Origin of the sequence: Tepidiforma thermophila (genome assembly GCF_002563855.1) — a bacterium.
Lineage (GTDB): Bacteria > Chloroflexota > Dehalococcoidia > Tepidiformales > Tepidiformaceae > Tepidiforma > Tepidiforma thermophila.
This window is the reverse complement of the sequence record NZ_PDJQ01000001.1, coordinates 1,693,759-1,709,238: the sequence shown is the minus strand read 5'-3', so window position 1 is coordinate 1,709,238 and position 15,480 is coordinate 1,693,759. Positions and strand designations below refer to the sequence as shown.

The following is a 15,480-nucleotide window of genomic DNA, read 5'->3' as shown; positions in this document are numbered from 1 at the left end:
TCACCCTGGAGGTCACAGTGGCTCACCCTGATTCGTTTGGTGCAAAACGCCGCCTTGAAGTCGGCGGCACGAGCTACACCATCTTCGCGCTCGACGCCCTGCGCGACCGGGGATTTCCCGGCGTCGACCGACTCCCGTTCTCTCTGAAGATCCTGCTCGAAAACCTGCTCCGGCTGGAGGACGGGCGCGCGGTCACCGCCGAGGACATCGCCGCACTTGCCGGCTGGCAGCCGAATTCCGGTGCCGACCGCGAGATCGCCTTCACGCCGGCCCGCGTCCTGCTCCAGGATTTCACCGGGGTCCCGGTGGTGGTCGACCTCGCCTCGATGCGCGACGCGATAGTCGCACTCGGCGGCGATCCCGCGCGCATCAACCCGCTGCAGCGGGTCGACCTCGTCATCGATCACTCAGTCCAGGTCGACTACTACGGCCGCCCCGATGCGTTCGAAAAGAACGTCGAGCTCGAATTCGAGCGGAACCGGGAACGCTACCAGTTCCTGCGCTGGGGTCAGCAGGCGTTCCGGAACTTCCGCGTGGTGCCCCCGGGGACCGGCATTGTGCACCAGGTGAACCTGGAATACCTCGCCTCGGTCGTCTTCCAGAACGAGGTTGACGGAGAGCTGCAGGCGTACCCCGATACCCTCGTCGGCACGGACTCGCACACGACGATGGTGAACGGCCTGGGGGTGCTCGGCTGGGGCGTCGGCGGCATCGAGGCCGAGGCGGCGATGCTGGGCCAGCCGGTAGCGATGCTAATCCCCGAGGTGGTCGGCTTCCGGCTGACGGGCCGCCTCCGCGAGGGGGCAACGGGCACCGACCTCGTCCTCCGGGTGACGCAGATGCTGCGCGAGCGGGGTGTTGTCGGGAAGTTCGTGGAGTTCTACGGGACCGGCCTGACGGGCCTGCCGCTCGCGGCCCGGGCCACCATCGCCAACATGGCGCCTGAGTACGGCGCCACCATGGGCTTCTTCCCCGTTGACGAGGAGACGCTGGCCTACCTTCGCTTCACCGGCCGGGACGAGCATCTCGTTCAGCTGGTGGAGGCGTACTGCAAGGCCCAGGGGCTCTTCAGGACCGATGAGACCCCAGACCCGGTATTTTCGGAGACGCTCGAGCTGGACCTCGGCGATGTCGAGCCGTCGATCGCCGGGCCGCGACGGCCGCAGGACCGCGTTCCCCTGCGGCTCGCGAAAGCCGACTGGGAGAAGAACCTCTCGGCAATGGTCCCGCCCGAGAAGCGGGCCGCCACGGCGGTGGTCGGGAACGGGACGTCATTCGAGCTCCGGCACGGGTCAGTGGTCATCGCAGCGATTACGAGCTGCACAAACACCTCCAATCCCGAGGTGATGCTTGGCGCGGGGCTGCTCGCACGAAAGGCGGTCGAACGCGGGCTTTCGACCCCTCCCTGGGTGAAGACGAGCCTGGCGCCGGGTTCCCAGGTGGTCACCGAGTACCTCGCTGAGGCCGGGCTCACGCCCTACCTCGACCGGCTCGGCTTCCAACTTGTCGGCTACGGGTGCACGACCTGCATCGGCAACTCCGGTCCGCTCGACCCGCGTATCAGCGACGCGATCCGGGAGAACGACCTTGTGGCCGTGGCGGTTCTCTCGGGGAACCGGAACTTCGAAGGACGCGTCAACCCGGACACGCGGGCGAACTACCTCGCTTCGCCGCCGCTGGTGGTCGCGTATGCGCTGGCGGGGCGGATAGATATCGACTTCGCCACCGAGCCTATCGGAACCGGCAGCGACGGCACGCCGGTCTTCCTCGCTGATATCTGGCCATCGCAGGCTGAGGTCGAGGAGGCGATTCGCACATCGGTCCGCTCCGAGATGTTCCGCAGGAAGTACGCCGATGTATTCAAAGGCGATGAGCGGTGGCGAAATCTTCCGACGCCCTCGGGCGACCTCTTCGCGTGGGACCCGAAGTCGACGTACATCAAGCGGGCGCCCTACTTCGACAACCTGTCGCTCGAGCCGACGCCGCTGACCGACATCGAAGGCGCCCGCGTGCTGGTTATGGTGGGCGACTCGGTCACGACGGACCACATCTCGCCGGCCGGCAACATCAGCCCGAACAGTCCGGCGGGGGTCTGGCTCCGGGAGATGGGCGTGGCCAGGGAGGACTTCAACCAGTACGGCGCGCGCCGGGGCCACGACGAGGTGATGGTGCGCGGCACCTTCGCGAACATCCGCCTGCGCAACCTGCTCGTTCCCGGCAGTGAAGGTGGCGTGACCCGCCATCTGCCGGACGGCGAGGAGATGACCATCTTCGATGCGTCGTTGAAATACCGGGCGGAGGGGGTGCCGCTCATCGTGCTCGCAGGGAAGGAGTACGGGGCCGGCTCTTCCCGCGACTGGGCGGCGAAAGGCGTGAAGCTACTCGGGGTTCGAGCCGTCATCGCCGAATCGTACGAACGCATCCACCGAAGCAACCTGGTCGGCATGGGCGTCCTTCCGCTTCAGTTCCTGCCCGGGGAGAACCGGGAGACGCTTGGTCTGAGCGGAACCGAGGTGTACACCATCCGCGGCATCGCGCAGGGGCTTGCGCCGCGCGCGCTGCTCGATGTCGTTGCCCGCGGGGACGACGGCAGCGAACGGACCTTTAAGGTCGTGTGCCGAATCGATACGCCGGTGGAGCTCGACTACTACCGGCACGACGGCATCCTGCCGTACGTCCTGCGCCAGATCGCGGCCCAGCCCGCCAGCTAACCCGGGAGCAGCACCATGGAGAAGATCAAAGTCCTCAGTCCGGTCGTCGAGCTCGACGGCGACGAGATGACGCGCATCATCTGGCGCTTCATTAAAGAAAAGCTCATCCTGCCGTACCTCGACATCAAGCTCGAGTACTACGACCTCGGCATCGAGAACCGGGACGCGACCAACGACCAGGTCACCGTCGAAGCTGCGTACGCCATCAAGAAGTACGGCGTCGGGGTGAAGTGCGCCACGATCACGCCGGACGAAGCACGGGTCAAAGAGTTCAACCTGAAGCAGATGTGGAAGTCTCCGAACGGGACGATCCGCAACATCCTCGGCGGTGTGGTCTTCCGTGAGCCGATCATCTGCCGGAATATCCCGCGGCTCGTACCGGGTTGGACGAAACCGATTGTGATCGGGCGCCACGCGCATGGCGACCAGTACCGCGCGACCGATTTCCGGGTGCCAGGGCCGGGTACGGTCACGATCAGCTGGACGCCGGCGGACGGCGGCGAACCGATGCAGTTCGAGGTCGCAACGTTCGACGGCCCAGGCGTGGCGATGGGCATGTACAACTTTGATGACTCGATTCGCGACTTCGCCCGCGCCTCGTTCCGCTACGGCCTGGAGCGAAACTACCCGGTCTACCTTTCTACGAAGAACACGATCCTGAAGGCATACGACGGCCGCTTCAAGGACATCTTCCAGGAGGTGTTCGACACCGAGTTTGCGGAAAAGTTCAAGGCGCGCGGTCTGACCTACGAGCACCGGCTAATCGACGATATGGTCGCCTCAGCGCTGAAATGGGAGGGCGGCTACGTGTGGGCGTGCAAGAACTACGACGGTGACGTCCAGTCCGACACCGTGGCCCAGGGGTTCGGGTCACTCGGACTGATGACGTCGGTGCTGCTCACGCCGGACGGAAAGACCTGCGAGGCGGAAGCCGCCCACGGGACGGTGACCCGGCATTACCGGGCCTATCAGCGGGGTGAGAAAACCTCGACCAACCCCATTGCGTCGATCTTTGCATGGACCCGCGGCCTTGCCTTCCGGGCGAAGCTGGACGGCACGCCAGAGGTCGCGCGGTTCGCGGAGACGCTCGAACGAGTCTGCGTCGAGACGGTCGAGAGCGGCAAGATGACGAAAGACCTCGCCATGCTCATCTCGCCGGACACACCGTGGCTCACCACCGAAGAGTTCCTCGACGAACTCGACCGTGGCCTCCGGGCGAAAATGGCAGCCTGGACGAACGCCTAAGCTGGTCCTCCTGCCAGCTGGCGGACGAACCAGATTCCCCCTTCCGGCCCCTCACCATGGAGGGGCCGGAAGCCCATTCGCATCCAGAAGTAGACGGAGAGTCCGAACCGCGGGTGCGCGCGCGCCCGGAGACGGGTCCAGCCCGCCTGCCCGGCGGCGAGGGCAAAGAGCCGGGCTGCCTCCGAGCCGGCGCCATAGCCGCGCTCCGCTTCGTCGATACAAAGCTCCCAGGCGATCAGTTCGCCCGGTCCGCCAGGCAGCACGTCCAGGCGGCCGACACGGCAACCATCCTGCAGCCGGACAATTGCCAGGCTGCCGAGACCGGCCGGCTCGAGTGCAACCCGTTCACCTCGGATGGCAAGCTGCTGTGCAAGCTCAGCCACGTGAGAGCCACTCCTCAATGGCGGAGGCGACTTCATCGGTCGAGCCACGGAAGCGGGTGCACCGCGGGAGCGAATCGATAAACTGGCGCCCGTACCGCTTCTCCCAGAGACGGCGGTCGAATACTGCGACAACGCCGCGGTCGCGCCGGTCGCGGATGAGCCGGCCGAACCCCTGGCGGAAACGGAGGATGGCCGCCGGGACCTGGTACTGGTTGAACGGGTCGTCGTACTGCTCGGCGCGGGCGCGGCCGACGGGGTCGGTCGGCACATCGAAGGGCAGGCGGGTGATCATCACAAGCGAGAGCGCATCGCCGCGGATATCGACACCCTCCCAGAAGCTGGCGCTTCCGAGGACGAGGGTTTCGGGATTTTCGCGGAGCTGTTCGGTAATCCACCTGGGGGTGCCATCGATGCCCTGGGCGAGGACCACGATGCCGGACGGCTCGAGCATCGGGCGGACGAGCCCGGAGACATGCCGCAGGAGCACATTTGAGGTGAAGAGCGCAATCGCGCGGCCGCGGGAGGCGAGGGCGAGCGTCCCGATCGCGCGGGCGAGCCTGCCGGGGAAGTCAGGATGGTTCGGCTCGGGAAGGTCGTCGACTGCAGCGAGCAGGGCGGCGCGCTCGTAGTCGAACGGGGACCCGAGTTCGAGCATGCGCGGCGAGTCAAGGCCGAGGCGGCCGGCCGCGAACGACATGTCGTGATTGGCGCTCAGGGTTGCGCTGGTTGCGACCACGACGCGGCGGGGTTCGAAAAGCTGTTCGCGGAGGAGCGGTCCGACATCCAGAGGCGCCATATGAAGCGAGCCGATCCCTTCGGGCTCACGGGCGGCCCAGGTGATCGTCTCCGGGCCGGCCGGGTTGACGAGCACCTCACCGAGCGCGCGAACATCGCCGATCTTCCGGAAGGCTGCCCGGAACTCGGCGGCGAGCTCGTCGGACAGTTCAACCGGCGCCTTGGCAAGCAGCTTCGCAGCCTCTTCGCCGGCGCGTTCGATGCGCTCGAGCTGGGCATGGAGCGCCTGCCAGCGCTCTTCGGCCTCTTCCCAGGCGGGCTCGCGCCTGACGAGGGGTGTCAGCAGAAGGCGGTCGCCGTCGCCGTCACGGGCAGGGAGGGCTCCCACCGCCCGGAAAAACGGGCGGGCTGCCTCGCGGGCCGCAGCGACGAGCCCGGCCAGCGCCCTGGCAGAGGATGCGTACGGCTCGCCATCGAAAGAGCGCAGGAGCATGACGGCGCCGCCCTCCCGGTGGTCGCGAGTGCCGGGCCGATGGATAGCGTCGAGGGACTCGGTCAATTTCCGAAGCGTGAGCGTTCCGCCGAACTGCTGGGTCGCGACGTCCTCGAGGTTGTGCGCCTCATCAACAACCAGGTGGTCGAATTCGGGAATCGCGCTGCCTTCCGATGCGAGGTCGGCGAGCAGCAGCGCGTGGTTGACGATAACCAAGTGCGCCGATTCCGCGAGCTTTCGTGCCCGCCAGAGGAAGCAGTTGCCTTCGCGGACGTGGCGATGCTGGCGTGAAAGGCAATCAGCCTCGGATGCGGAGAGGCGAGCCCAGGCGGCCGACTCCTCAGGACCGAGCCGGAGTTCAGACCGGTCGCCCGTTTCCGTCTGTTCCAGCCAGAGGAGGATGCTGGCGCTGAGCCGGGCGACGTCCGGGTCGCGCGTGCCGGCCACGTAACTTGCCGCCCAGCGGGCGTAGCACAGGTAGTTCCCGCGTCCCTTCAGGAGAGCGACCCGGAGGTCCTCTGGTGCATTGATGAAGCCTGCTGCAGCCAGCGCCCGGCGGAGCACGGGGATGTCCTTCTGGATGAGCTGCTCCTGGAGCGCAATGGTGTTGGTACTGACCACGACCCGGCGGCCGTTCCGGATGGCATCCAGCGCGGCTGGCACGAGGTAGGCGAGGGACTTCCCGACGCCTGTCCCGGCCTCCACGAGGAGGTGTCCGCCCTCCACGAATGTTTCGCGGACCGCCTCGGCCATGGCGAGCTGCTCATCGCGGTGCTCGAACCCCTGCACCACGCGCGCAAGGCCGCCGAAGGCCGCCTCCAGGTCCTGCCGCCGGATCGGTTGCGGCGGATTCCGCGAGGTAAGCACGGGGACGGGACGGAATGGCGGAGGCGCCGGCAGCCCACTGCGGGGTGCCGGCGATGCCTCGGCGCCGCCAAGGGTGCGCCCGAGCGCCGGCGCATCGGTGAGCACCAGCCGGCCAAGCTGCGCGCGCCGGGCCGGGTCGAGGCGTTCGGCGAGCTTGCTGAGCTCGAGGAAGACCCTGGCCGCCAGGCGGGCATCGGCCAGCGCGCGGTGCTGGTCGGTCACCGGAAGGCCCAGGGCTGCAGCTACCTCGCCAAGGGTAAAGTTCTTCAGGTCGGGCAGGAGGAGGCGGGCAAACTCCGCGGTGTCGATGGCATCAGCGTGCTGCAGCACGCCCGAGTTGCGAAGGAACTCGAGGTCAAATTCAATATTATGTCCAATAATCACGGCGCCATCGAGGAACCGCACGAGGTCGTCGCGGACCTGGTCGAGCGGCGGCGCGGACGCGACGAGGGCGTTCGAGATGCCGGTCAGGCGCTCGATGAACGGCGTGAGCCGCCGGCCGGGATTGACGAGGGTGCTGAACTCGGCTTCGACGCCGCCGGCCGTGAACCGCACGGCGCCCACCTCGATGATGCGGTCGCGCTCGGGCTCGAGGCCGGTGGTTTCGAGGTCGAGCGCCACATAGGTTGTCATGGTTCGAACATCCGTACTGATGGCATCGCCCAGTCTACCGGGCGGAATTGAGAGGCGCGACGTTAACCAGCTTCTTCCCCGCGGACGACACCTGCTGCCGCATCGCGCATTGAGGGGCGGATCGGCGGTGCGTAGACTACGGGCCACTTCGCGGGCCGGAGGAGGTTCACGTCGATGAAGGTGTATCCCACCGAAGCCATCCGTAATGTGGTCCTGGTGGGCCACGGGAGCGTCGGCAAGACGAGCCTTGCCGAAGCAGCGCTCTATGAGAGCGGCGCCATCACCCGGCTCGGCTCCGTCCAGGACCAGAATACGGTCACCGACTACGACGACGATGAGCACCGACGGAAGTTCAGCCTGAACCTTGCGCTGGCGCCGCTCGAGTGGGAGGGCCGCAAAATCAACATCATCGATACCCCCGGGTACGCCGATTTCGTGACGGAGGTCATTTGCGGGGCACATGCCGCGGACCTGGCGGTGGTGGTAGTTGACGCGGTGGCGGGCCCGGAGGTTGGAACCGACAGGGTGTGGAGCATCGCCGAGAAGCTGGGGCTGCCGCGCCTCATTGTCATCAACCGGATGGACCGGGAGAACGCAAACTTTGCACACGTCCTCGCGGCACTCCAGCAGCGATGGGGGCACCGTGTGATGCCGCTCCAGCTCCCCATCGGGGCGCACGATTCGTTCAGGGGCGTCGTGGACCTCCTCCACATGAAGGGCTACGTGAACGAGCAGGCCGACGAAGTTGACGTGCCGGATGAGCTGCGCGAGGAAGCGGAGCGGCTCCGGGCGCAGCTGATCGAGGGCATCGTCGAAACCGACGAAGAGCTGATGACCAAGTACTTTGCCGATGAGGAGCTCTCGGAGGACGAACTTCGCCGGGTGCTCCACGGCGGCCTGGACCACAACCTGATCTTTCCGGTGGTCTGTGTCTCGGCAACGAAACTCATCGGTGTGCGGCAGCTGCTCCACACCATCGCATTCAGCGGCCCATCGCCCGCCGACCGTGACCCGATCGAGGCCGGCGGCATCAAGGTCACGGCCGACCCCTCGGCGCCGCCGGTCGCGCTGGTATTCAAGACAGCGGCGGATCCGTTCGTGGGCCGGCTGAGCTACCTGCGCGTCTTTTCGGGGCGGGTGACCGCCGATTCCCACCTGTGGAACGCGAATCGGCAGGCCGATGAGCGGCTCGGAACGCTGTACATGCAGCGCGGCAAGGAACAGGTCCCGGTGCAAGAGATTGTCGCCGGCGATATTGGCGTCGTCGCCAAGCTTGCGCATACGGGGACCGGCGACACGCTCGGCAGCCGGGAGCGGCCGGTCACGCTTCCCCCGATGCAGTTCCCCGCACCGGTATTCAGCATGGCCGTCCGGCCGGTCGGCAAGGCCGCGGTCGATAAGCTCGGACCGAGCCTGCAGCGGATGGTCGAAGAGGACCCCGGTCTCCGCCTCGACCGCGACCCCGCGACCGGTGAGCTCATCCTCTCAGGCCTGGGCGACGCCCACCTCGAAGTCACCGTTGAACGGCTGAAACGGAAGTTCAATGTCGAAGTTGAACTGGCGCTGCCGCGCGTCCCCTACCGGGAGACCGTCACGAAGAAGGCCTCGGCGGAGTATACCCACAAGAAACAGACTGGCGGCCATGGCCAGTACGGCCGTGTGCTGCTCGAAGTTGAGCCGCTGCCGCGTGGCTCCGGCATCAGGTTTGCCGAACGGGTCGTGGGCGGCGCGGTGCCGAAGGAGTTCATTCCGGCAGTCGAAAAGGGCGTCATGGAGACAGCTGCCGGCGGCATCATCGCCGGCTACGAACTGACGGACTGCCAGGTCACCCTGGTCGACGGCAAGCACCATCCGGTGGACTCCAACGAGATGTCATTCAAGCTCGCCGCGTCCCAGGCACTGAAGGAGGCCGTGCAGGGTGCGGGGCCGATTCTCCTCGAGCCGATTATGCTGATTCGGGTGTATGTCCCGGACGAATTTGCCGGCGACATCGTGGGCGACCTGAACACGAAGCGCGCCCGCATTCATGGCATCAACCCGGACGGCGGCATGAGCGTGATCGAGGCAGAGGTCCCGCTGGCGGAGGTGCAGCGGTATGCGTCCGACCTCCGGTCGCTCACCCAGGGCCGCGGGGTGTTTGAGCTTACCTTCGACCACTACGGCGAGGTGCCGGCGAACATCGCCCAGCGTGTCATTTCCGAGCACAAGAAAGCGCTTGAGGAGGCCCACGCCCACTGACTGCCCGGAGTCCGTCGGGCGTCAGGGACTGCCTTCGGCAGTAACGTTCGGCAGGATGCGCCTGAACGGGAACTGCGGCGGGCCGCTGGCGGAGCCGGAGCGCTGTACTGTCACCGTGATGGTGACCGGCTGAAGCGTGCCGAGGAGCGGTTCGATGAGGACCGTCCCGCCCGTCGCCCCCTGTGGGAGGAGAGCCGGATTAATGCGGATTTCGAGCACGGAGTCCAGACCGGCCTGGACAGACCGCGGGCTCGTTGACACGACGACCGGGAGGTCTTTTCCGATAGCGACTCCGCCATCGACGACGCGGCCTGGCGGATCGTTCGGGTGGCGGACCACGAGCCAGGCCGCTGACGTGCGCACCCGGAATGGGCCGATGCCCGTCCCGAGATTACGAACAGTCAGTGACGCCGCCGTGGAGCTGCTCGCCGTCACCTGGAGCGTCACCGCTCGCTCGCCGATGACCTGGAGCTTCGGTGCGCCGAGGAAGGCACCGGCCAGCGGTGGGGCAGGCGCCGGGGTCGGGTCCGTGTGCGGCGTGATGCCCAGTTCAGGAATCGTGGTGGGGAAATCCATGGCGGCACAGCCGCCGGCGAAACCTCGGTCAGCGCACTCGCTGTAGGCGGCGGGCGCGAACGCCGCTGCGACCGCGGGCACCGAGAGGGAGGGCATCGCAACCTCGAGTGGCGGCCACATGCGGCCGGCGGGGTTGACGGGTGCATCGGCGGCCGGGGGCGGCTGCACCTTGACCAGGTATTGCCCCGCCGACCAACCGGTGACCTGCCCGTTCGTCACCTGCCACCAGGTGATGCCGTCCAGTTCCTGCGGTCCGCCGACGATGGTGACTCGGGTCTCCTCGGGGAGGCAGGTGAGCGGCGGGTTTGCGGCCGGGGCCGGACGGACGTTGAGACACTGGCCATCGGCGCGGACGACGGCGGTGTCTCCAACAGCCAGGGACGGGGAGGACGGGGGCTGGTCCGGCCCCCCCGGGGCGAGCGGCGGCGGGTAGCTCTGGCCTTTCGGCACCGGAGGGTAGCGGACGCAGCCGTAGACTTTCTCCTGGTAGGTGTAATCGCCCCAGGTGAAGGTGCCGAAGCCGGGCGCGTTGGGATCGTTGCAGTGCCAGACCTCACCCCGGAGGGGGTTACGGTTTGGATTGAGCGGGTGGTTGATGAATGCGAAACCGTTGTAACTCCAGACTGCGTAGTACCAGTCCTCGAGTGCAGCGGGGTCGCCATTGCCGGCCACGGGCCGGAATTCCGGCGCGGAGTTCCATTTGTCGGCGAAGATGCGCACCCCTTCGGCGAGGTTGAAGAGCGGGTGCGTGCCGATCATCGCCTGGCGGGCCGACGGAACCCGGATGTCGAGGGCCGGCGGCGAGGCGAGGTGGCCCATTCCCGTCGTGATCTGGCCGAGCCCGTATCCGCAGTCGATGGCCACGAGGACCGGGCCCACTCCGCCGTACGGGACGGAGCCACCGGCGTGTGCCCAGCCGGACTCGACCCAGACCATCGCCTTGTAGAGGCTCGGCGGGACAGTGGCTTCGTGACTTCGAGGCTGACGAGCATTGCGCGGGCCAGTTTCGAGCCCGGGATAGCTGACGTCGACCCACTCGCCCGAGGGCAGCCGGTATGGCGGGGGAACAGCCAGGCCGGCGGCGGCCAGCTCAATCATGTGGTTGTACACCGTGACGTAGTCTTCGTACTCGTAGGTATCAAATCCGAAACCGTAGTTCGGCACGTGACACGGATAGTGGTCGGCATGGGCGGACTGGCGTGGAACCGTCGCAGCCAGCGCCAGGAGGCCGAGCAGTCCGCCCAGCAATACGGACCTCAACGCCGCGCCCATCCGAGGAATCCTTCGAACCCAGGGATGGCGGCCCGGCCGGCGGGCCCGATGACCTGCAGCTCCGGCCGCCCGGGCGACGCGAAACTCGAGCCGTTCCAGTGCATCACAACCAGGTGCGAGCCGTCGGGGCTGTAGCCGAGGGGCACGTCGAAACCGGGAGCGTCTCGAAGTGACTGGGCAGAGGCATCGCCCATAACGACGTCGTGGCGTGGCACAGCGCCGAATGTCGGGCTTCCGCCGGGCGCCCAGGCAGCTCCAAGAGCTTCGATGCCGGGAGCGGAAAGCGCCTGTGCCCGCGCCGCGACCGCGCCATCGAGCACTGCCACCCGCGCGCTGTACCTGACACCCGAGTCGGTCGAGACCTCGACGAAGGCGATGGCTGAACCATCCGGGGCAAGCGCCCAGTCGCGGGTAATCGACGTCGACAGGTGGAGCAGGTCCTGTCCGTCGGCCTGGAGCGTGGAGCCGCGCGCGTCAACTGCCACCGCCAGCAACCGCCCGTCCTTCCAGCCGACCGGCGCCAGCGCCAGGGCGGCCTGTGACCAGCGGAGGCGGACCGCGCCGTCGAGGCGCACTTCGAGCAGGTCGACTGCTGCGCCGCCGCTCGAGGGGGCAGCACTTGGGCGGGTCACGATGACGGCGTCCCCGGTGGTGGTCCACAGCGGCATTTGTAGAGGGTCGATACCGGAGACGAGGCGTTCCGCGACCCCGCGCTGGAGATCGACGACAATAAGCGACGCGTGGGGCTGAACCGGCGAGCCGCCGTCGACTACAACGAGGGCTGCGAAACGCCCGGAGGGGTCGACGGCCCCCCGGGTCCGAAAACCCTCGAGGTGGGGGACGCGGGCGATTTCGATGGGACTGGCCGGCTGATCGACCCGTACGGCCGCGATGACATCGACCGAGCCTTCGGTCCGCGTGACGAGGGCGTAGGTGCCGGGCGGCGCGGCTGCAAAGGCCGAGCCGGGCCCCTGTTTCGCATCGCCGGCGATTATGCCCCAGAGGATAGGGCCGATGGCGAGCACAGCGACGAGCCCCGTCAGAACAAGGACGAGCCGTGCCAGGCGACCCGTGCCGGGTTGGTGCCGGGTTCGGTAACGGACGGGGGAGACGGGTGTCGATGCCATTACTCTCCCCTCACCCAGCCAACGAACGACGCGGCCGGGACGTCGGTAAGCAACTCCCGGGATTCAGGCGAGGCTATCCAGAGGGCCGCCTCCGGGCGGGAGGAAGGGTCGGTGCCGGCGCCGACGGTGGAGATGACAACGTAATCGCCGAGCGGGGCATAGGCGTGGGGAATGACCCAAGCTGCAGAAGGGTTCGGGTCTTCGAGCTGGAGGGAACCCCCGGGCCCACCGAAAACCGGGAGCGGGTTGCCCGGCTGCCACGCGGCGCCGACCTGGTTCCTGCCGGATGGGAGCGCCGTCACCGCGCCGGTGGCGATGGTCAGCGTCTTGCCGATATAGGTCCGCGAGGAAGCGCTCAGGATGTCCACAAAGGCGACGCGCGAGCCGTCGGGGCTGAGCGCCCAGTCGCGGGTTCGGCCGGGCGAGAGTTCTGCGACTCGCTCGGTGACGCCGCCTCTGGCCATCCAAAGGCTCGAACCGGACTGGTCGACGACGACGATGTAGAGCCGGCCGCCATCGAGGCTGTAGCCCAGCGGGACAACCTGGAACGCACCAGTAAAGCGGGCAAGCTCGGACAGGCGCAGCGTGCTGGGGTCGACCTCAATGACACGCACCGCTCCCGGTTCGGCGGTCGCGGTGACAGCGAATTTCGAGCCATCGCGCGCCCAGGCAAGCGAGGAAAGGTAGTCGAACCCGCCGTCCGCCACGCGTACGGTGCCATCGAGCTCGACCAGCGAGAGCGTCGCCGCGCTCCCCCGCGTGCCGTCGACGGCGAGAACGGCTATGCGGTCACCGGCTGGCGAGGCTGCGCCGCGCGCGTGGAGCCCGGTGAAGGTGTACGGAAAGGTGGCGATGATGCGGGCGGGGGCGCCCTGCGCCAGGGCGCGGACGCGGAGATGGTCGGCACGCAGGGCGGGGTCCGGCTCAAGGTAGGCGACGGCGCGGATCTCCGATGCGGGGATGGCCGGGAGTGCTGGCCCGTCGGTTGAGACAGGCCGGGAGGACGACGCCACCCATGCGCCGATCCCCGCGACCACCGCGAGGACGGTGAGCACGAAGGGAACGAGCGTTCGGGACGAGCCGGGAATTCGACGCAACCCGGGAGCGAGCACGCGGCAACCTCGCGCTTGCGGGCGGATAGTCCGCCCTGGTCTTACACCGGGTCTCGACACCCCGGCGCTCGGCCACCTGGCAAGGCGGTCGGTACACCCCGCAGTACCGCCGGGTACGCCCCGAGAGGCGTGCCAGCACCCCTCGTACGGAAGGGCCGTGGGGCGAACGTAACAAGGGCCCCCGGTCCCGTCAATGCGGATTTCCCACAACGTTTTCCTGACGGCGGCCAGTGTAGCCCTGCCGTATGCTAGCGTTCGCCTGATGATTTGGTATCTCAACGCGCTCCAGGACAACCCTGCAGTTTTCTTCGTCTACGTTGCGGCGTGGCTGGTCGCGATTCTCACCGGCCTCGCGTTCCATGAGTTTTGCCACGCCTGGACCGCCTACCAGCTGGGTGATGACACGGCGCAGCGGAACGGCCGACTGACGCTCAATCCGCTCGCCCACCTTGACCCGGTCGGATCGACGCTCCTGCTCCTCTTCGGGTTCGGGTGGGCCAAGCCGACCCCGGTGAACCCCTGGCGGCTGCGGACCGGGCCCCGGCAGGGGTTCGCGCTGGTTGCGCTTGCGGGGCCGGCCTCGAACTTCTTCTTCGCGGCGCTGGCGGCGATTCCGATTCGTTTCGGGCTCGTCGAGACCGCCTTTCCAAGCATCGAAGCCGTCATCCGGCGGGGCTCCGGCGAGGATTACCTCTGGCTGTTCCTGTCGTTCATCATCACACTGAACGTGCTGCTGGGGATTTTCAACCTCATTCCTATCCCGCCGCTCGATGGGTTCAAAGTGGTCACCGGCATCGCTCCCCGCGAGGTCGCGCAGGCGCTCGAGCAGCTCGCACCTTGGGGCCCGGGCATCCTGATGACACTCATCGCGTTCGGCTTTCTGACCGGGTTCAGCCCGCTCGGCTGGCTGATTGGGCTGGTATATGACGACGTGCTCCGGGTCATCGTCGGCAGCTGACGGCGCGACCAGGGGAACCGTCGAGAACCGCCGTTGTGGTAGCCTACAGGGAGCGGCAGGAGGCACGGCCTGCGCGTTCGCGGGTGGGTTCCATGGCTGAGAATCGCATCGCCATTATCGGCACCGGCCTCATCGGCGCCTCGATCGGGCTTGGCCTCGCAGCGCGGCCGAACCGGAACTACGAAATTGTGGGCGTCGACCGCGACCGCAGCCACGCCCGGACGGCGAAGAAGCTCGGAGCACTCGACCGCGAGGTCGGGTCACTGGAGGAGGCCGTCGACCGGGCAGGGATGGTCATCGTTGCCACGCCGGTGATGGCAGCGCGACGCATCCTCGAAGACGTCGGGCGTTACCTGGTGCCGGGAGCCGTCGTGACTGACGTGTGCAGCACCAAGGCGGAGGTGATGCGCTGGGCGGCCGAATATCTCCCGGAGAACGTGCACTTTGTTGGCGGCCATCCGATGGCCGGGCGGGAGAAAAGCGGACCGGAGGCGGCCTCTGCGACGCTCTTTCAAGGGGCCACGTGGGCCGTGACCCCGTCACCGCGTGCCGACGAGCGCGCGGTGCAGGCCGTCCTCGGGCTGGTCGAAGCGCTCGGGGCAGTCCCGCTGTACATCGACCCGGCAGAACATGACCAGTACGCAGCCGCCGTCAGTCATGTGCCGCTCCTCGCATCGGTCGCGCTCTTCCGCATGGTGCGCGACAGCCAGGGCTGGGAAGATGCCGCACTCCTGGCAGGCCCGGGCTTCCGGGATGTCACCCGGCTCGCGAGCGGCGACCCGACCATGGCCCGGGACATCATGCTCACGAATCGTGAGGCGGTTCTCCACTGGATCGGGCGGCTCCAGCAGGAACTCTCCACGATCAGGGCGGCGCTCGAAGCCGGGCCGGAACCAGTCTTCGACCTTTTCAAGTCCACGCAGCTTGATCGGGATACGTTCATCCAGAACCCGCCGCAGCGGCGGCGCCCCGAGGGGATCGAGCCGCCCTCGGCCCGCGACGCCATCGGGCGGATGTTCGTGGGCGGTCTCTACGACAAGATCAAGGAGACCACCGAGCGGCTACCGGCCACACCGCGCGATGATGCTGACCTCAAGCGCAAGCTTGGCATTGAGGACGACCGGCTGTGA

General features: G+C 67.4%; 10 protein-coding genes. 5 read left to right on the top strand and 5 right to left on the bottom strand.

The window, feature by feature from the left end:
* Positions 1-17: 17 nt before the first annotated feature.
* Together acnA and A9A59_RS08260 are read left to right on the top strand one after the other, a co-directional pair.
* Positions 18-2,711 (top strand): aconitate hydratase AcnA, encoded by a 2,694-nt coding sequence (acnA, locus tag A9A59_RS08265; RefSeq protein ID WP_098503824.1) that lies wholly within the window; start codon positions 18-20, stop codon positions 2,709-2,711.
* Positions 2,712-2,726: 15 nt separating this feature from the next.
* Positions 2,727-3,956, top strand: a complete 1,230-nt coding sequence (locus A9A59_RS08260) for an NADP-dependent isocitrate dehydrogenase (RefSeq protein ID WP_098503823.1) — start codon at positions 2,727-2,729, stop codon at positions 3,954-3,956.
* Here A9A59_RS08260 and A9A59_RS08255 read toward each other — a convergent pair.
* Positions 3,953-4,339, bottom strand: a complete 387-nt coding sequence (locus tag A9A59_RS08255; protein ID WP_098503822.1) for an N-acetyltransferase — start codon at positions 4,337-4,339, stop codon at positions 3,953-3,955. The genes A9A59_RS08260 and A9A59_RS08255 overlap by 4 nt on opposite strands.
* Positions 4,332-7,067 carry a helicase C-terminal domain-containing protein gene (locus tag A9A59_RS08250; protein WP_098503821.1) on the bottom strand — a complete coding sequence of 912 codons (2,736 nt, stop codon included), beginning with the start codon at positions 7,065-7,067 and terminating at the stop codon, positions 4,332-4,334. Before A9A59_RS08250 ends, A9A59_RS08255 begins: the two co-directional genes overlap by 8 nt.
* A 174-nt stretch (positions 7,068-7,241) precedes the next feature.
* On the opposite strand from A9A59_RS08250, the gene fusA reads away from it, so the two are divergent.
* On the top strand, positions 7,242-9,305 hold the full coding sequence (fusA, locus tag A9A59_RS08245) for an elongation factor G (RefSeq protein ID WP_098503820.1): 2,064 nt from the start codon (positions 7,242-7,244) through the stop codon (positions 9,303-9,305).
* Between the two features lie 21 nt (positions 9,306-9,326).
* Here fusA and A9A59_RS08240 read toward each other — a convergent pair whose 3' ends face one another.
* The 3 genes from A9A59_RS08240 to A9A59_RS08230 are packed head-to-tail and all read right to left on the bottom strand — an operon-like array spanning position 9,327 to position 13,335.
* Positions 9,327-11,141: an SH3 domain-containing protein gene (locus tag A9A59_RS08240; protein WP_133117565.1), complete on the bottom strand. Its 1,815-nt coding sequence runs from the start codon at positions 11,139-11,141 to the stop codon at positions 9,327-9,329.
* Entirely contained in the window at positions 11,138-12,280 is a 1,143-nt protein-coding gene (locus tag A9A59_RS08235; RefSeq protein WP_133117564.1) for a hypothetical protein, read from the bottom strand. Before A9A59_RS08235 ends, A9A59_RS08240 begins: the two co-directional genes overlap by 4 nt.
* On the bottom strand, positions 12,280-13,335 hold the full coding sequence (locus tag A9A59_RS08230) for a hypothetical protein (RefSeq protein ID WP_098503817.1): 1,056 nt from the start codon (positions 13,333-13,335) through the stop codon (positions 12,280-12,282). The genes A9A59_RS08235 and A9A59_RS08230 overlap by 1 nt, the downstream gene beginning before the upstream one ends.
* A 319-nt stretch (positions 13,336-13,654) precedes the next feature.
* Here A9A59_RS08230 and A9A59_RS08225 point away from each other — a divergent pair, with 319 nt between their 5' ends.
* Together A9A59_RS08225 and A9A59_RS08220 are read left to right on the top strand one after the other, a co-directional pair.
* Positions 13,655-14,350 carry a site-2 protease family protein gene (locus A9A59_RS08225; protein ID WP_098503816.1) on the top strand — a complete coding sequence of 232 codons (696 nt, stop codon included), beginning with the start codon at positions 13,655-13,657 and terminating at the stop codon, positions 14,348-14,350.
* A 92-nt stretch (positions 14,351-14,442) separates the two neighbouring features.
* The gene (locus A9A59_RS08220) at positions 14,443-15,480 is read left to right on the top strand and encodes a prephenate dehydrogenase (protein WP_098503815.1); all 1,038 of its coding nucleotides are present in this window, start codon (positions 14,443-14,445) and stop codon (positions 15,478-15,480) included.